The 16,366-nt window shown below is 72.3% G+C and carries 16 protein-coding genes; 3 read left to right on the top strand and 13 right to left on the bottom strand.

The window, feature by feature from the left end:
• The first annotated feature begins 380 nt into the window (after positions 1-380).
• Complete coding sequence (locus AB0C27_RS15505; RefSeq protein WP_357843649.1) at positions 381-1,493, top strand: nucleotide pyrophosphatase/phosphodiesterase family protein; 1,113 nt, start codon at positions 381-383, stop codon at positions 1,491-1,493.
• Positions 1,490-2,308 carry a sulfurtransferase gene (locus tag AB0C27_RS15510; RefSeq protein WP_357843652.1) on the top strand — a complete coding sequence of 273 codons (819 nt, stop codon included), beginning with the start codon at positions 1,490-1,492 and terminating at the stop codon, positions 2,306-2,308. The genes AB0C27_RS15505 and AB0C27_RS15510 overlap by 4 nt, the downstream gene beginning before the upstream one ends.
• 198 nt (positions 2,309-2,506) lie before the next feature.
• On the opposite strand, the gene AB0C27_RS15515 is transcribed toward AB0C27_RS15510, so the two are convergent.
• From AB0C27_RS15515 to AB0C27_RS15530, 4 genes are all read right to left on the bottom strand, one after another.
• Positions 2,507-5,044 carry a CHAT domain-containing tetratricopeptide repeat protein gene (locus tag AB0C27_RS15515; protein WP_357843655.1) on the bottom strand — a complete coding sequence of 846 codons (2,538 nt, stop codon included), beginning with the start codon at positions 5,042-5,044 and terminating at the stop codon, positions 2,507-2,509.
• 84 nt (positions 5,045-5,128) lie between these two features.
• The gene (locus tag AB0C27_RS15520) at positions 5,129-5,581 is read right to left on the bottom strand and encodes a hypothetical protein (protein ID WP_357843658.1); all 453 of its coding nucleotides are present in this window, start codon (positions 5,579-5,581) and stop codon (positions 5,129-5,131) included.
• On the bottom strand, positions 5,578-6,114 hold the full coding sequence (locus AB0C27_RS15525) for a sigma-70 family RNA polymerase sigma factor (protein ID WP_357843661.1): 537 nt from the start codon (positions 6,112-6,114) through the stop codon (positions 5,578-5,580). The genes AB0C27_RS15520 and AB0C27_RS15525 overlap by 4 nt, the downstream gene beginning before the upstream one ends.
• A 72-nt stretch (positions 6,115-6,186) precedes the next feature.
• Positions 6,187-7,200, bottom strand: a complete 1,014-nt coding sequence (locus AB0C27_RS15530) for a S8/S53 family peptidase (protein ID WP_357843664.1) — start codon at positions 7,198-7,200, stop codon at positions 6,187-6,189.
• Positions 7,201-7,375: 175 nt separating this feature from the next.
• On the opposite strand from AB0C27_RS15530, the gene AB0C27_RS15535 reads away from it, so the two are divergent.
• Entirely contained in the window at positions 7,376-7,870 is a 495-nt protein-coding gene (locus AB0C27_RS15535) for a DUF3145 domain-containing protein (RefSeq protein WP_357843667.1), read from the top strand.
• A 149-nt stretch (positions 7,871-8,019) separates the two neighbouring features.
• Here AB0C27_RS15535 and AB0C27_RS15540 read toward each other — a convergent pair whose 3' ends face one another.
• From AB0C27_RS15540 to AB0C27_RS15580, 9 genes are all read right to left on the bottom strand, one after another.
• A complete protein-coding gene (locus AB0C27_RS15540) occupies positions 8,020-9,444 on the bottom strand; it encodes a carboxyl transferase domain-containing protein (RefSeq protein WP_357843670.1) in 1,425 nt (474 codons plus the stop codon).
• Positions 9,445-10,677 (bottom strand): beta-ketoacyl-ACP synthase II, encoded by a 1,233-nt coding sequence (gene fabF, locus AB0C27_RS15545; RefSeq protein ID WP_357843672.1) that lies wholly within the window; start codon positions 10,675-10,677, stop codon positions 9,445-9,447.
• Between the two features lie 42 nt (positions 10,678-10,719).
• On the bottom strand, positions 10,720-10,959 hold the full coding sequence (locus tag AB0C27_RS15550) for an acyl carrier protein (protein WP_106233862.1): 240 nt from the start codon (positions 10,957-10,959) through the stop codon (positions 10,720-10,722).
• A 74-nt stretch (positions 10,960-11,033) separates the two neighbouring features.
• Entirely contained in the window at positions 11,034-11,990 is a 957-nt protein-coding gene (locus AB0C27_RS15555) for a beta-ketoacyl-ACP synthase III (protein WP_357843676.1), read from the bottom strand.
• On the bottom strand, positions 11,987-12,883 hold the full coding sequence (locus tag AB0C27_RS15560) for an ACP S-malonyltransferase (RefSeq protein ID WP_357843679.1): 897 nt from the start codon (positions 12,881-12,883) through the stop codon (positions 11,987-11,989). The genes AB0C27_RS15555 and AB0C27_RS15560 overlap by 4 nt, the downstream gene beginning before the upstream one ends.
• 103 nt (positions 12,884-12,986) lie before the next feature.
• The gene (locus AB0C27_RS15565) at positions 12,987-14,105 is read right to left on the bottom strand and encodes a helix-turn-helix domain-containing protein (RefSeq protein ID WP_357845269.1); all 1,119 of its coding nucleotides are present in this window, start codon (positions 14,103-14,105) and stop codon (positions 12,987-12,989) included.
• A 112-nt stretch (positions 14,106-14,217) separates the two neighbouring features.
• Positions 14,218-14,649 carry a DUF350 domain-containing protein gene (locus tag AB0C27_RS15570; protein WP_357843682.1) on the bottom strand — a complete coding sequence of 144 codons (432 nt, stop codon included), beginning with the start codon at positions 14,647-14,649 and terminating at the stop codon, positions 14,218-14,220.
• A gap of 40 nt (positions 14,650-14,689) precedes the next feature.
• Positions 14,690-15,835 (bottom strand): glutathionylspermidine synthase family protein, encoded by a 1,146-nt coding sequence (locus AB0C27_RS15575; protein WP_357843684.1) that lies wholly within the window; start codon positions 15,833-15,835, stop codon positions 14,690-14,692.
• Position 15,836: 1 nt separating this feature from the next.
• On the bottom strand, positions 15,837-16,331 hold the full coding sequence (locus AB0C27_RS15580; protein WP_357843687.1) for a hypothetical protein: 495 nt from the start codon (positions 16,329-16,331) through the stop codon (positions 15,837-15,839).
• Positions 16,332-16,366 lie beyond the last annotated feature (35 nt).

The following is a 16,366-nucleotide window of genomic DNA, read 5'->3' on the forward strand; positions in this document are numbered from 1 at the left end:
GGGGCGCTCGACCGGATGCCCGCGATGTGCGGGGCCGCCTCCGCCCGCCGCCCGCGTCTCCCAGGGCCGCCACGCCCGATGCGCTGCGACGTCCAGGGGTGCCCTGACCAGGTGTGGCGTCGTGGTGCTCGCGTCCTAGGTAGCCATGGGGCAGCGTTCACCCGTGCACACCACGCACACCCGCGTGCACTCGCGTGGGCCCAACCGGGAGCGGGCCCACCGCGACGATTGCGGCGGAACCGCGACGCGCAGGCGTAGAGAAGGCTGGCACTCTGCCGAGTCGCGCAGAAGGCGCACCGTGCCGAGCCGTGCGGAGGGCCGGATGCGGTGCCGGGGTGCGCGGCAGGGGGTGGCGATCACGGAGGGCTACACTGAGGGGCATGCTGGTGCCGGGATACGGCGGCGGGTCGCTGGCGGATGTGCCGGGCTCGCTGATGGCCGCCCTCGGTCTGCGCGAGCCCAATGCGCTGGCCCTGGAGCCCACCGACCGGGTGTGCCTGTTCCTGGTCGACGGCCTGGGAGCCGAGCTGCTCCAGGCCCACCCCGAGAGCGCCCCGTTCCTGGCCGGGCTGCCGAGCAGGACGCTGACCGCCGGTTTCCCCGCCACCACCGTCACGAGCCTGTGCACCCTGGGCACGGGGCTGACACCGGGTGAGCACGGCATGGTGGGGATGCTGCTGGCGGTGCCGGGCGCCGGTCACCTGTTCAACTGCCTGCGCTGGAAGCTGCCCGACGGCCTGGTCATGGATCCGGAGGAGTGGCAGCCGGCGACGACCATCTATCAACGCGCCGCGAGTGCCGGGGTCGAGCCCGCCTACGTCGCCCCCGCCGAGTTCGAGAGCACCGGCCTGACCGGGGCCGTCTTCCGCGGCGTACGCTACCTGCCCGCCGACACCGTGGACGACCGCGTCGCCCGCGCCCTGGAGGCGCTGCGCGAGCGGCGGCCCGCACACGTCACGGTCTACTACGGCGACCTCGACGCCACCGGCCACATGGTCGGATGGGGCGGCGAGGAGTGGCTGCGCCAGCTCGCCATAGTCGACGACATGGCGCGGCGCCTGGCCGAAGGGCTGCCGCCGGGTGCCAGCCTCTACGTCACCGCCGACCACGGCATGGTCAACGCGACCGAGAAGATCGACGTGGAGGGCACACCCGAGCTGGCCGAGGGCGTGGCGCTGCTCGGCGGTGAGGCCAGGGCGCGACACGTCTACGCCCACCCGGGCGCCGCCGAGCGGGTGCTGGAGACCTGGCGTGAGAAGCTGAGCGGCAAGGCGTGGGTGGTGTCCAGGCAGGAGGCGGTCGATTCGGGCTGGTTCGGGCCCCGTGTGCACGACGCGTGGCTCGGGCGCATCGGCGACGTTGTGGCCGTGCCCTACGGCGGCCTGGCGCTCACCGCTCCCGCGGCTCACCCCTTCGAGGCCCTGTTCACCGGTTACCACGGCTCGCTGACGGCGGCCGAACAGCACGTCCCGCTCCTGGAGGTACGCACGTGACCAGCCCGCTGATCACCCCGGCCGGACTCGCCGCGCTCGACGGCGCGACGGTGCTCGACGTCCGCTGGCGGCTCGGCGGCCCGCCCGGGGAGCAGTTCTACCGCGAGGGTCACATCGAGGGCGCCGTCTTCTGCGACCTCGACACCGACCTCGCCGCCCCTCCCGGCCCCGGCGGGCGGCACCCGCTGCCGGAGGCGGCGGACTTCCAGCGCGCGATGCGGCGGCTGGGCGTCTCGGACGGGCGGCCGGTCGTGGTGTACGACGACGCCGGCTCCACCGTCGCGGCCAGAGCCTGGTGGGCGCTGCGCTACTTCGGGCACCAGGACGTACGCGTGCTCGACGGCGGCCTGCCCGCCTGGATCGAGGCCGGGCTGCCGGTCACCAAGGAGATTCCGCAGCCGGAGGAGGGCGACTTCACCGCGCGCCCGGGAGGCATGCCGGCGTTGACCGCCGACGAGGCTTCGGCCCTGGCCCGGCGGGGCGGCGTGCTGCTGGACGCCAGGGCCGGTGAGCGATACCGGGGCGAGGTGGAGCCGGTCGATCCGGTCGCCGGGCACGTCCCCGGCGCGGTCAGCGCCCCCACCACGGACAACGTCGGCTCTGACGGCCGCTTCCTCGACCCCGAGTCGCTCAGGGCCCGCTTCGCCGCGCTGGGTGCCGGCGCGGGCGTCGAGGCAGGGGCCTACTGCGGGTCCGGGGTGACGGCCGCGCACGAGGTGCTGGCGATGGAGGTGGCGGGCCTGCCCGCGGCTCTGTACGTGGGCTCGTGGTCCAACTGGGTCGCCGACCCCACCCGCCCCGTCGCCACCGGCTGACCACTCCGGGTCTCCGGGTCTCCATCCGAACGCCGCCGCCAGGTAGAACGCCTGCTTGGGAGGACGCTCGCTCCCGGCCGGACGCCCGCCCAACCCGGACGCCCCTCCAGGTCGGACGCCTACCGATTGAGACGCCCGCCGAACCGGACACCCGCCAAGCCAGCCCGCCGACAACATAGGCGTCCAGCGACGCGGGCGTCAGTACAGGGGCCGGTCGCCTGCGCCGAAGCAGCTGAACCCGTACTCGCCCGTCTTCGCCGCCGCGCACGCCAGCGCCGCGTCCGGCGGCTGCCCCGCCGCCAGCAGCTCGTGGAACGCGCTCATCATCGCCTTGGCCGTCTCGTCCCCGACCGGCACCATCCCGGCGATCACACAGGACACCCCCTTGGCAAGGAACGTCCCGGGCAGCCCCAGCGGCGTCCCCTCCATCGGCGTACGCGACATCCCGGAATTGCAGGCCGACAGCACCACAAGCCGGGCCGAGTGCGTGACCTCCAGCAGGTCGTACGCCATCAGCGACCCGTCCTCCAGGGTGATCCCCGACACCAGCGGGCTGCGCGCGTGGAACATGCCGTGCGCCGCCAGGTGCACCACGTCCGCCGTCCTCAGCGCCTCCAGCACCGGCGCGATGCGTCCCGGCACCTCCCGCCCGCGGGGATGGCAGGCCAGCACATGAGCGACCTCGGCCTGCGCGTGGGCCAAGGCCGGGCCGGCCGCGGCCGAGACCAGCGGCGGCGCGGCCGGGCGTGGGCCGCGTGACCGGCGGGCCCGCAGCCAGGCGGTCGCCCCGGAGGCCACGTTGACCGGCCGCTCGCGCAGGCCGGGCAGCGCGGCCCACGGCAGCGTGTGCAGCGGGCCCACCGGCACCACCACCAGCGGCCGGTCACCCAGCTCGGCCGCCAGCGGGCGCAGCACCAGCCGTTCGAGCTCCATGGCCGCGGCTTCGACGTCGCCGGGGCGGTCGGGGCGGCGCAGGGCGTACCGCAACTGGACGATCGCCTCCTTGACCTGGTGCACGCCGCCCAGCCGGCGCAGTGTCAGGCGTCCGGCCGTCACGATCACGGCCAGCAGCGCGTCCCGGTCGGCCACGTACTCGACCAGGACGCCGTCCCCCAGCTCGGTGCGGACGAGGTCGGGGTCGGTCAGGGCGCACTCGTGCGCGGGAGCGGCCACGGCCCGCCACCGCTCGGCCCACTCGAACACCTCCTTGGCGCACCCGTCGCGTACCGCCAGCTCCAGCCCGTAGGCCGCCAGCCGCTCCCCGGCCCTGGCCGCGTGGGCGCGCAGCGACGGGTCATCGAACGCCTCCACCTGCCCGCTCACCTCGGCCAGCCCGTCGCGGACCGCGCGGAAGGCGCCGGTGACGTCCTCGCGCAGCGCCGCCTGCAAGGCGAGCGCGTGCTGGCGCACCTGGGCGGGGATCTGCGCCGCCTGCGCGAAGTGCCGGGCCTGCGGCTCGGACGCGAGCGAGGTCAGCCGGGTCCCGGCAGGCGTCCGGCCGGTATCCGCCGGCGAGCGCACGGCGTCCCGCGTGAGCCGGTCGAGCTGCGTGACGGCCGTCACCTGGTCGCCGACGCTGAGCGCCGCCTCGGCCGCCGTCAGCCGCAGCGCCGCGGCTCCGGCCCGGTGGGTGAGCCCGTCCTCCTGCCCGTCCTCCTGCTCGTCCGCGCACGCGATCAGCGCGGCGACCAGCTCAGGAGTGACGGGTTCGAGGGCCAGCCGCGCGCGCAGGACGACCTCCGCGGCCAGCGGCAGCCACGACGTCCGCTCCTGGCCGGCCAGCTCGCGGGCGGCCTGCTCGGCCACCTGCCTGGCGCGGTGCGGGTCCCCGGTCAGCAGCTCCACCTGGGCCAGCTTCAGCCGCGCCTCGGCCAGCGCCACGTGAGCGTCCGACGCCTCCAGATCGGGTACGGCCAGGCTCAGCATGGCCCTGGCCTCGCCCGGCAGGTGCGCGGCGAGCAGCGCCCCGGCGAAGTCGGCCCGCATGGTGGCCAGCCGCTCGGGGAAGCCGAGCAGGGTGTCCTCGGCCTCGCGGTAGTGCTTGAACGCCGCCGCCAGGTCGCCCCTGCGTACCGCGAGGAAGGGCAGGTTGGCGGCGGACAGGCGGGCCAGGTGCGGCAGCCCGGCCTGGTGGGCGATGCGCAGGCAGGCGGAAAGGTCGCGCAGCGCGGCGTCCCAGTCGCCCCGGTAGGAGTGGATGAGCCCGCGGTTGAGCAGCCCGCCCGCCAGGAACCTGCGGTCGTCGATCGTGCCGGGCGCCTCCACGAGGGCGCGCAGCGCGCGGTCGCAGGCGGCGATGGCCTCCTGGTGACGGCCGAGATGCCCGAGGGCCACGGCGCGCTGCGTGTCCAGCTTGGCCCGGTCGAGCGGCGGGAGGTAGGCCCAGGCCAGAGCGGCCACGCGGAGCGCCTGCCGCGGGTGGCCGCGCTCGGTGCGCACGGTGACGAGGGACAGCCGGGCCTGCGCGATCCGGTGGAGCGGGGCGCCGCGCGTGCCGATGGCCTCGCGCAGGTGCTGCTCGGCGGTGGCGAGGTCGCCCAGCTCGCGGGAGGCCAGCGCCATCGCCCGCAGCGCCACGGCCACCGCCTCGGCACATCCGGTACGGCGGGCCGCCGCGAGGACGACGCGGGCCGTGCGCAGGGCGTGGTCGGGATCGACCAGGGAACGCGTCATCGCGGCCTCCGCCGCCGCGACGAGCGGAGGGAGGTCGCCTGACAGGGCCGGTTGGTCGCTCATGCCGGTCTCGGTCGGTAGCCGGCACGGAGAAGGGGCGCGGCCTTCCCGGCCGTACGGCTGCGGTAGATCAAGATCGGGAACGGGCTAGGGGCGGGGCCGGATGCGTACCCAGGCCGTCTGGATGGGCGCGTGACCGGGCCGGTGGCACACGATGCTGAGCCAGCCCGGCGGCAGCCCGGTGGCGACGAAGTGGCCGGTCTGGCCGATGCGTCGGGTGAGGGTCATGTGCGGTGATCTGACATCGACGAGCGCCCCCTCTCCCGGATAGGGGGAGATGAGCCCGGCCACGTCGATGAGCCCGTCGCCCTCCGTCACCTCCAGGTCGAAGGTGACCCCGGCCGAGACGAAGCGCACCAGATGGGAGCTGTCGTCGTCGCGGACCCCGCGGATCGTGGCGGACTCGGCGTAGGCGGCGGTCACCGCCCGTGGGACCCGGAGCCGATAGGCGTCGCGGGCGGCGGCGGACACCGGGCCGGGGATCGGATCGTTGCCCGAGCTCAGCCGGAGGGCCGCCAAAAAGTATTCGTCGTTGATCATTGCGCTGTCTCCTGTAGTGAGAGCAGAGTGCGCAGTTTTTCCAGGCAGCGGGCCTTGGTCGGGCCGACGCTGCCCGTGGGCAGCCCGAGCCGGGCCGCCACCTGCTGGTTTCCCAGATCGATGGCGACCAACTGGAGGAGCGAGCGGCAGGGTTCGTGCAGGGCGGAGACCGTCTGCCAGAGCGTGCGCCGGCCGTCGGCCTCCAGGACGGCCGCGGCGGGGTCGGGATCGTCGACGATCTCGAAGGACGAGGCGCCCGGCCGCTCTTTCCTCAGGATCAGCATGGCCTCGCGCCGCACGGTCGTCGTGAGCCAGCCGCCCACCCTCGCCGGATCCCTGAGGTCGTGGAGATGCTGGAGCAGGCGGAGCCAGGCACCCTGGACGGCGTCCGCCGCGTCCGCCGGGTCCAGGCCGCACGCGCGGGCCACCGCCCACATACGCGGCCCGAACCGGTGTTCGAGCTCGTCCCAGGCCGATCTGTCGCCGTCGGCGGCGGCCATCAGCAACTCCGCGGGCTCGCGGGGATCACGCATACGGCCTCCTCTCCACCGGCACGGATTGGCGATCATGCCTCCTCGTGATTGACCGGGGACTGAGCGTAAACTCTACAGACTCGCCGGGAAGAGAACCCCCAGATCGGCAATTTCGCGGGTCTCCCCGGACTCGAGGACGCGCCTGATCCACTCCTTGGCCGGCTCGCGGGCGGCGGCCTCGGCGATGGTGCCGGCCACCAGCGCCGTCGCGAACGACGTGCCGCTCCACGCCGCGTACCCGCCGTACTCGCCCGTGTCCAGATAGCTGCTGGTCAGCCAGTCGCCCCTGGCGCACGCGTCCACCCAGGTGCCGTAGCCGGAGTAGGGCGCGCGGTGCCGCTCGGTGGCGTCCACGGCCGCCACGCCTACCACGAACGGCAGCGCGGCGGGCCAGAACGGCCGGTCGGAGGCGGTGTTGCCGGCGCAGGCGACGGTCACCGTGTTCGTCAGGCCGGCGATGGCGTCCGACAGCAGGGGCGGCGGCCGGTCGTCGAAGGTGTGGCCGCCGAAGGAGAGGTTGAGCACGTGCGGGGGGTGCTCGCGCAGGCGGTTCAGCGCGCGCACGATGCTCGCCTCGTCGCCGAGGCCGTCGCCGTCCAGCACCCGGTGCACGCTCAGCGCCGCGCCGGGCGCCAGGCGCGTGAGCAGGCCCGCGATGAACGTGCCGTGCCCGGCCTGCGAGCCCTCGGCGGCGTCCGCGTCCTCGGGGGAGAGGCGGGCGTACCAGTCGCTGCCGGACCACCACGGGTGCTTGGCCACGCCGGTGTCGAGCAGGCCCACGACGACGTCGGAGCGGGATCTGGACCGTTTGAGGCCGATCGGCTCGGCGGGGAAGGGCCTGGACGCGGGGCCGCCGAAGAACAGGGGCTGGCCGCGCAGGACGTGGTTGGGGGAGGCCCGCAGGCCCTGGTCGCGGAGTTCGGCGGTGACCTCGCAGGGGTCGGCGCCCGGAGTCAGGTGGACGACGCAGACTCCGTCCGCCTCCGAGACCGCCTGGGTCCAGCGCGACGCGGCGGCGAGGGAGGTCCGGTCCGTCAGGATCTGACCTGGGCGGATGTACGCCTCGCCGACAGATTGCATTTCCATGAGCGGTTATCTTTCCGCCGAGGGCGAACTGTCACCCGCCACTCCCGCACCAACTTGGTATGGCCCCCCTCTGGTGTCGGATTGCGACCGACGGTAGTCTCTCCCTAGTCACTTGTGATCATCCCGATACGAGGCCGTTGGGGAAGGCGCACCTCGTACCGAAACGGGAGGTCCGGTGTCTGCTCGTGGCGTCCTTTACGTCCACTCGGCTCAGCCCGCGCTGTGCCCTCACATCGAATGGGCAGTCGCGGGTGTCCTTGGCGTGCCCGTAGACCTGACGTGGACTCCGCAACCCGCCGCGCCCAACGTCGTGCGCGCACAGGCGGAGTGGGAGGGGCGGGCCGGAATCGCGGCGGGCATCGCCTCCTCCCTCATGGGCTGGCAGCGCCTGAGATTCGAGATCACCGAAGACGCCTCACCCGGCGTCGACGGCTCCCGGCATGCCTACACGCCGACGCTCGGCGCCTTCACGGCGGTCATCGGCGTGGCCGGCGACATCATGATCCCCGAGGACCGGCTGCGCGCCGCGATGATGATGGCGGCGCAGGGGCGGTGCGTGCTGGAGGACGAGCTGGACAAGATGCTGGGCAGACCTTGGGACGAGGAGCTTGAGCCGTTCAGGTACGCCGGCGACGGCGCGCCGGTCCGCTGGCTGCACGCGGCCGTCTGAGTCCGCTGGCTGCACGCGGCGCCCGAAATGCCGTATGCGCCGGACACACGCCGTCTATGCCCAAAATGTCGTACGCGCCGACCCCCTGAACGCCGACGGGCCCGCACCTGGTGAAACAGGTGCGGGCCCGAGCGGTGCGAGACGTGTCGTTACAGCGGGATGTTCCCGTGGGCGCCCCTGGCGGGGGTGGCCTGGGCGAGGACCTTGGCGATGGCGCCGCGCGTCTCCGCGGGCTTGATCACCTCGTCGATGACCCCCAGCTCCTGCGCCCGCTCCAGCCCGCCGGCGAGCTTGGTGTGCTCATCGGCCAGGCGCTGCTCCAGCTCGGCCCGCTCGTCATCGGGTGCGGCGGCGAGTTCGCGCCGCTTGAGGATGCGCACCGCGGCCACCGCGCCCATGACCGCCACCTCGGTGGTCGGCCAGGCGAACACCTTGGTCGCGCCGAGGGCGCGGGAGTTCATCGCGATGTACGCCCCGCCGTACGCCTTGCGCGTGACCAGCGTGACCCGCGGCACCGACGCCTCGGCGAAGGCGTGCAGCAGCTTGGCCCCGCGCCGGACCACGCCGTCGTGCTCCTGCCCGACACCCGGCAGGTAACCGGGAACGTCCACGAGGACAACCAACGGCACCCCGAAAGCGTCACACATACGCACGAAGCGGGCAGCTTTCTCGGCGGACGTGGCGTCGAGGCAGCCGCCCAGCCGCATCGGGTTGTTGGCGATGACGCCGACCGTCCGGCCGCCGAGCCGGCCGAGCGTGGTCACGATGTTGGGCGCCCACTTGGGGTGCAGCTCAAGACCGGGCTCGTCGAGCAGGCCGTTGACCAGCGGCTTGACGTCGTATGCCCGGCGCGCGGACTCGGGGAGCAGGGTCGAGAAGTCGACCTCCTCCACCTCGCCCGTGCGCACCCGGCCCTGGTGGCCGAGCAGCGTGGCGAGCTGGCGTGCCCTGACGTAGGCGTCGGTCTCGGACTTGGTCACGATGTGCACGACGCCGCTGCGCTTGCTGTGCGGCTCGGGGCCGCCCAGGGAGGCGCTGTCGACGTTTTCGCCGGTGACGCTGCGCACGACGTCGGGACCGGTGACGAAGATGCGGCCGGAGTCGGCCAGGATGACGAGGTCGGTGAGCGCGGGCCCGTAGGCGGCCCCGCCGGCGGCGGGGCCGACGACCACGGAGATCTGCGGCACGACGCCGGACGCCTTGGTCATGGCGGCGAAGACCCGGCCGACCGCGTGGAGCGACTCGACGCCCTCGGGGATGCGCGCGCCGCCGGAGTGCCAGATGCCGATGACCGGCACCCGCTCGCGGACCGCCACGTCGTAGGCGTGCACGATGTGCTCGCAGCCCTCGCTGCCCATCGCGCCGCCCTGGAAGCGCGCGTCGCTGCAGAAGACGACGACGGGAACGCCCTCGACCCGGCCCATGGCGGCCAAGACGCCGCTTCTGTCCTCAGGAGTGATCAGCCGCAGGGAGCCCTCGTCGAGGAGCGCCGACATGCGGACGACTGGATGCCGGGGATCGAGGGGCTCCTGTTCGGAGCCGTCGCTCACCACCCGATTGTCGAGCACGGTCATTCATGCCCCCTTAAACACGACGGCCACGTTGTGCCCGCCGAATCCGAACGAGTTGTTGACCGCGGCGATGTCGCCGTCCGGCAGCTTGCGATTCGCGCCGTAGACGAGGTCCACGTCGATGCCGTCGTCGAGGTTGTCGACGTTGATCGTGCGTGGGACGATCCGCTCCTGCAGAGCCTTGATCGTGAAGACGGACTCGATGCCGCCCGCGCCGCCGAGCAGGTGGCCGGTCATGGACTTGGTCGAGGTGACCAGCGGGTGGTTGCCGATGGCCTTGGCCACCGCCTGCACCTCGCCGACGTCACCGGCGGGAGTCGAGGTGGCGTGCGCGTTGACGTGCTTGACGTCGAGCCCGGTGATGTCGGCGTCGGTGAGCGCCTGCGTCATCGCCATGATCTGACCCCGGCCCTCGGGCTCGGGCTGGGTGATGTGGTGGGCGTCGGCGGAATAGCCGATGCCCGAGCAGTAGGCGTAGATGCGCGCGCCGCGCGCCCTGGCGTGCTCTTCCGACTCCAGGACCACGATGCCGGCGCCCTCACCGAGGACGAATCCGTCGCGGTCGCGGTCCCACGGGCGTGAGGCGCCCTGCGGGTCGTCGTTGCGCTGGGACATGGCCCGCGCGGCGGCGAAGGCCGCCATGTTGAGGCCGTGGATGGCGGCCTCGGTGCCGCCGGCGACGACGACGTCGGCGCGACCGGCCCTGATCATGTCCATCGCGTAGCCGATGGCCTCGGCGCCGGACGCGCACGCCGACACCGTGGCGTGCACACCGGCCTGGGCGCCCAGGTCGAGACCGATCCAGGCGGCCGGGCCGTTGGGCATGAGCATCGGCACGGTGAACGGCGAGAGCCGGTTCCAGCCGCGCTCGCGATAGGTGTCGTACGCCGTGAGCGTCGTCGAGATGCCGCCGATGCCGCTGGAGACCACGACGCCCAGCCGCTCGGGCGCGACCTCGGGGGCGCCGGCGTCCTGCCAGGCCTCCCTGGAGGCGACCAGGGCGAACTGTTCGCTGCGGTCGAGGCGGCGGGCCTCGGGACGGGGCAGCACCCCGGCCGGATCGACCGCGGCCGTCCCCGCGAACTTCACGGGGACGGTGTCGATCCAGTCCGTGGTGAGGGTCTCGACACCCGACTGACCGGCTAGGAGCGCCGTCCAGGTCGAGGTGACGTCTCCACCGACGGGCGTCGTCGCGCCAAGCCCGGTGACGACGACACGTACCCGGTTCGCACTCACGTTTTCGCGCTCCTCGCTAGATGGTCAGTTGTGGTGACGAGATCAGTTCTGGATGTAGGTGAGGACGTCCTTGACCGTCTTCAGGTTCTTGAGCTGGTCGTCGGGGATCTCGACGCCGAACTCGTCCTGGGCGGCCACGGCGATCTCGACCATGGACAGGGAGTCGATGTCGAGGTCGTCCACGAAGTTCTTCTCGGGGGTCACCTCGGAGGCCGGAATGCCCGTGATCTCGTTGATGATCTTGCCGAGGCCCTCGAGGATGTCCTGCTCGGTGGCAGCCATGTCGCTAGTTCTCCTTTGGTTTTCTGGGTTCTGCGCGGACGGTGCCGCGCAAGCATGAAGGAAGCGAGCGGATTCTAGGGAATCTCGATCACTTGACCGGCGTAGGTCAGACCCGCGCCGAACCCGAGCACCAGTGCCAGGTCACCCGAGCGAACCTCGCCACGCTCCAGCATGCGCGAGAGCGCCAGCGGGATGGAGGCGGCCGAGGTGTTGCCCGCGGTGACGATGTCACGGGCGATGACGGCCTTGTCGGCGCCCAGTTTACGGGCGATGGACTCGATGATGCGCAGGTTGGCCTGGTGCGGCACGAACGCGGCCAGCTCCGACGGGTCCACGCCCGCCTTGGCGCAGGCCTCGAGCGCGACCGGGTGCAGCGCGGTGGTCGCCCACCGGAAGACCGTCTGGCCCTCCTGGTAGAGGTGGTCGTGACGGTCCTTGATGCTGATCGCCTCGGACTTGTCGCCGGAGCTGCCCCAGACCACGGGGCCGATGCCGGGCGTCTCGGACGGGCCGACCACGGCGGCTCCGGCGCCGTCGGCGAAGATCACCGCGGTCGACCTGTCGGTCCAGTCGATCCACTGCGACAGCTTCTCCGCGCCAATGACCAGCGCGTTTCTGGCCGCTCCCGCGCGGATGGTCGCGTTGGCGGTGCCGAGCGCGTAGCAGAAGCCCGCGCAGGCCGCGTTGACGTCGAACGCGCCGGGCGAGTTGATGCCCAGGCGGTGCGCCACGACGGCGGAGGCGTTGGGGATCTGGCTCTCGAGCGTGCAGGTGGCCACGATGACCAGGTCGATGTCGTCGGGGGACAGGCCGCTGGCGGCCAGCGCCTTGCCTCCGGCGATGGTGGCCATGTCCTCGACCGACTCGCCGTCGGGGGCGATCCGGCGCTCCTTGATGCCCACCCGCGACTGGATCCACGCGTCGTTGGTGTCCATGGTCTTGGCCAGGTCGTCGTTGGTGACCACGTTGGCGGGCTGGTAGTGGCCGAGCGCCAGCACCTTGCTGCCGGAGGCGATGTCGGGGATCTTCACTTGATCAGCTCCCTGGCCGCGTCGAGGTCGTCTGGGGTCTTCAACGCCACGGTCTGGACGCCGCGCAAGCCGCGCCTGGCCAGGCCGGTCAGTGTGCCGCCGGGCAGCAGCTCGATCATCTTCGTGACGCCGAGCCCGGCCATGGTCTCCATGCAGGCGTCCCACCGGACGGGGCTGCTGACCTGCTTGACCAGCCGCTGGACGAAGTCGGCGCCGGTGGCGACCGCCTGCCCGTCGGCGTTGGACAGCAGCGTGATCGCCGGGTCGGCGGGCGCGACGCCGGCGGCGGCCTCGCGCAGGCTCTCCACGGCCGGAGCCATGTGAGAGGTGTGGAAGGCGCCCGCGACGGACAGCGGGATGAGCCGGGCACGGGCCGGCGGGTCCTCCTTGAACGCCGCCAGCTGCTCCAGCGTGCCGCCCGCCACGATCTGCCCGGCGCCGTTGATGTTGGCGGGGGTCAGCCCGTGCTTCTCCAGGGCGGCCAGCACCTCCTCCTCGACGCCGCCGAGCACGGCGGTCATCCCGGTCTCGGTGACGGCGGCGGCCTTGGCCATGGCCTGGGCCCGGTCGCGGACCAGGCCGAGCGCCTGCTCCGGCGTGATCACCCCGGCCAGGGCGGCGGCGGCGAACTCGCCGACGCTGTGGCCGGCCAGCACGTCGGGGGCCGCGCCGAGGGCCTCGGCGGAGGCCAGCGCGGCGGCCACGAGCAGGGGCTGCGCGACGGCGGTGTCGCGGATCTCGTCGGCGTCGGCCGTGGTGCCGTAGGAGACCAGATCGAGCCCGACGACCTCCGACCAGGCGCCGAGTCTGTCGGCCAGACCGGGCAGCTCAAGCCAGGGTGTCAGGAAGCCCGGTGTTTGGGCACCTTGGCCCGGGGCGACGAGTACAAGCACAAAATCCACCTTGCCCTGTAGAACTCCGACACGCGGATAGAGATCCGTACGAACTTTGTCCGGGGTGATTTGTAGGAACCCTACAGTGGGGATTTCGGCGGCATTACGTTAGAGCATGCCAGGTTACGGCACTTTCCGAGAGCCGGCCCAGGATGAGGCCCACCTGCAAAGTGAAGGCGGACCTGCCCTCGGTCGGCTGGTAGCCGGTCAGCTCGGTGATCTTCTTGAGCCGGTAGCGCACGGTGTTGGGGTGCACGAACAGCAGCCGCGCCGTCGCCTCCAGCGAGGTGCCCTGCTCCAGGTACGTCGCCAGCGTGTCGAGCAGCGGCGTGCCCGCCAGCGGCAGGTAGACGTTCTCGATGAGCTGCTCCCTGGCGTCGATGTCGCCGTCGAGCGCCCGTTCGGCCAGCAGGTCCTCGGCGTGCACCGGCCTGGGCGCGTCCGGCCAGCCGCACGACGCCTTGAGCCCGGCCAGCGCGGCCCTGGCCGACCTGGCGGCGGCGTGCAGGTCGGGCACCTCGGGGCCGATGACGATCGGCCCCACGCCGAAGCGGGCCACCACCTGCTTGGCCGCGTCGTTGACGCTGCCGGCGCCGCCGACGATCACGATCAGCCGGTCGGCCTGCACCCCGGCCAGCAGGTCCATGCCGATGCGGCGGCCCTTCTCGCGCAGCCCGTCGATGACCGCGCGCGGGTCGTCGTCGGGCGCGTGGCCGGCGATGACGACCACGGGGGAGGAGGTCCAGCCGAGCGCGGCGGCCCAGGAGTGGAGCCCGTCGTCCACCTCGCCGCGGACGAGGGCGTCCACGATCAGCGCTTCGAGCCGCGCGTCCCACGAGCCCCTGGCCTCGGCCTCGCGGGCGTAGACGTGGGCGGCGGCGAAGGCCACGTCGCGCGTGTAGCGGAGCATGGCCTGCTGCAACTGCTCCTCGCCGCCGGGGGCGGCCAGCTCGTGGGCCTGAGCCTCGACCACCTCGACGACGACCCTGACGATGTCGACGGTCTGCTGCAGCGAGATCGACCGCTTGAGCTCACGTGGCGCGGTGCCGAAGAACTCGATGCTGGGGGTGTCTCTGCCCGCCTGCTGGAACCACTCGACGAACGCGGCGATCCCGGCCTGCGCCACGAGCCCCACCCACGACCGGTCCTCGGCGCTGAGGGCGCGGAACCACGGCAACTGCTCGTCCATGCGGGCCATCGCCGCCGTGCCGAGCGAGCCCATGGCCCGCTCGAGCCTGCGCGTGGTGTCCTCCCTGGTCCGGTCTGTCACGCCTCTAGAGTGCCAGGTCCCTCAGGATGACCGGAACGGCGGTTATCGCCGGTCTGGATCAGGGCTAGATCACGGCCACGGCGGTGATCAGGCCGATCGCGAGATGGGTCACCGCCAGCAGCCGGGCGCCCGGCTGCAGCTCGCGCTCCTGGACCAGATCGCGTACGGAGATGCCGACGATCCGATCGAACAGCAGCATCGCCACCGTCTGGACCACGATGCCGACCAGGCCGAACACCGCGGTGCCCGCCAGGCCCTCGGTCAGCCGGCCGCCCGAGGCCCAGATGGAGGCGGCCACGATCAGGCCCACGGCGGCCAGGGCTGAGGTGGCCAGCAGCGTGGCGTTGGGGTTGCGCTCGGTGCGGATGACCTCGCTCAGCTTGCCGGGCGTGGCCCAGTCGATCACGTAGAAGCCGACGATCATCAGGATCACGCCGACGGCGGCGTAGGCGGCGATGGCTCCCGCGCCGCGGGCGAGGGTTTCGAGAAGGGTCACGTCGGGTTCCAATCACGGGAGGTGTGCACGGGGGTGGACGTCAGTCGGCGATGCGATGGGGGACGAAGGAAGAGGTGTCGTCGGTGATGAGCCCGGTGGTCTCCCTGATGCCGAGCCCGGCGGACTCGTCGGCGACCACCCAGGCGCCGAGCACCGGCCGCTGCCCCTCGAACGCGGGCAGGGCCTCGAACCCTTGGAACACGTAGCCCTCCTGGCCGTAGGCGCCGGGCGTCTCGTGCGTCGTCTCGGGAGTGACGATGCGCATCGAGGCGCCCTCCCTGCCGAGCAGCGGCTTGGCGATGTACGAGGTCAGCTCGCGGGGGCCGTCGAGGTAGGCGGGCAGCAGGTTGGGATGGCCCGGGTTGCGCTCCCAGAGAATCGCCAGCAGCGCCTTGTTGGACAGCAGCGTCTTCCACAGGGGCTCGATCCAGGTGGAGTGGCGTACGGCGTGGCGGCCGAAGTCGTCGTCCAGCATCCACTCCCACGGATAGAGCTTGAACACCGAGCGGATCATCTCCCCGCCCAGGTCGGCGAAGTGGCGGTTGAGCGCGTCCCAGCCGATGTCCTCCATGGCGATGGCCATCGTCGGCAGGCCGGCCTGCTCGGCGGTCTCCTGGAGGTAGGCGACCGTCATGCCCTCCTCGCCCGTCTCGTCCATGTTGGTGAAGGCGAAGTAGGTGGGGCCGGGCGGCAGGGTCAGCTCGCGCCAGCGCTCGACGAGCCGTTCGTGCACCGAGTTCCACTGGTCGCCGCCGGGGAAGACGTCCTGCAGCCAGAACCACTGCACGACGGACGACTCCACCAGCGCCGTCGGCGTGTCGGCGTTGTACTCCAGCAGCTTGGCCGGGCCGGTGCCGTCGTAGCGCAGGTCGAAGCGAGCGTAGACATGGGGGTCGCGGCGCTCCCACGAGCGCGTCACGTCCTCCCACACCCATTCGGGCAGGGCGAAGTCGGCGAAGCGGCCGGTGGAGACGACGTGCTCGACGGTGTCCAGGCACATGCGGTGGAGCTCCTCGACCTGCTCCTCCAGCGACTCGACCTCCTCCATGGAGAAGACGTAGTGCACGGACTCGTCCCAGTAGGGCCGGCTCAGCCCGGAGGGGTGGGCGGCTCGGTGGTAGGCCAGGCCCTGGCCCTCGATCGTCTTCTCCCAGCCGTCCCTGGGCGGGTGGTGCTCGCGGCGCACGTCAGCTCCCGCTGCTCGTGCGGCTGCCGAACCCGCCGCGCTGGATCGACTTGCCGGAGCGGCTGCTGATGTTCACGTCGGAGGGTCGGTAGGTGGTGCCGCGGTGGACGCGGCTGCCGATCCTCGTGCCGCCGTAGTACCAGACGTAGGCGCCGCGGGAGTGGCCGGTGCCGTAGTAGCGGCTGGAGTCGTCGTCGCAGTAGTCGTCGTCGACGACCTGGTAGCTGCCGGACGGGGGCGCGGAGGTGCTGGTCGTCGGCGTGGGGCTGCCGGTCGGGGCGTCGGTGGCGGTCAGGGCCGGAGTCGGGGTGGGGGTCGTGGTGGTGGAGAAGTCGTCTTCTACGAGCATGACGCAGTCTGCGGTGACGTCGTCGTCGTCGGACTCCGAGATCGCCCAGATGCCGACCAGCGTCAGGGACAGCACGCCGAGCACGGCCAGTGGAACGGCCTTGGACGACTTACGCGGGGACGCCTCTTCGTGGGGCGGTGGTGCCATCTAGCTCCTGCTTTCGTCGGCCCAAGAGCCTATCG

Source organism: Nonomuraea sp. NPDC048882, from assembly GCF_040649755.1.
Classification (GTDB): domain Bacteria; phylum Actinomycetota; class Actinomycetes; order Streptosporangiales; family Streptosporangiaceae; genus Nonomuraea; species Nonomuraea maheshkhaliensis.

Bases quoted from the DNA above. Each gene is read 5' to 3' on its own strand.
- AB0C27_RS15515 (WP_357843655.1), bottom strand. From the start codon at position 5,044: ATGAGCGACCAACCGGCCCTGTCAGGCGACCTCCCTCCGCTCGTCGCG.
- AB0C27_RS15530 (WP_357843664.1), bottom strand. From the start codon at position 7,200: ATGGAAATGCAATCTGTCGGCGAGGCGTACATCCGCCCAGGTCAGATC.
- AB0C27_RS15540 (WP_357843670.1), bottom strand. From the start codon at position 9,444: ATGACCGTGCTCGACAATCGGGTGGTGAGCGACGGCTCCGAACAGGAG.
- AB0C27_RS15505 (WP_357843649.1), top strand. From the start codon at position 381: ATGCTGGTGCCGGGATACGGCGGCGGGTCGCTGGCGGATGTGCCGGGC.
- AB0C27_RS15525 (WP_357843661.1), bottom strand. From the start codon at position 6,114: ATGCGTGATCCCCGCGAGCCCGCGGAGTTGCTGATGGCCGCCGCCGAC.
- AB0C27_RS15520 (WP_357843658.1), bottom strand. From the start codon at position 5,581: ATGATCAACGACGAATACTTTTTGGCGGCCCTCCGGCTGAGCTCGGGC.
- AB0C27_RS15565 (WP_357845269.1), bottom strand. From the start codon at position 14,105: ATGGGCTCGCTCGGCACGGCGGCGATGGCCCGCATGGACGAGCAGTTG.
- AB0C27_RS15550 (WP_106233862.1), bottom strand. From the start codon at position 10,959: ATGGCTGCCACCGAGCAGGACATCCTCGAGGGCCTCGGCAAGATCATC.
- AB0C27_RS15580 (WP_357843687.1), bottom strand. From the start codon at position 16,331: ATGGCACCACCGCCCCACGAAGAGGCGTCCCCGCGTAAGTCGTCCAAG.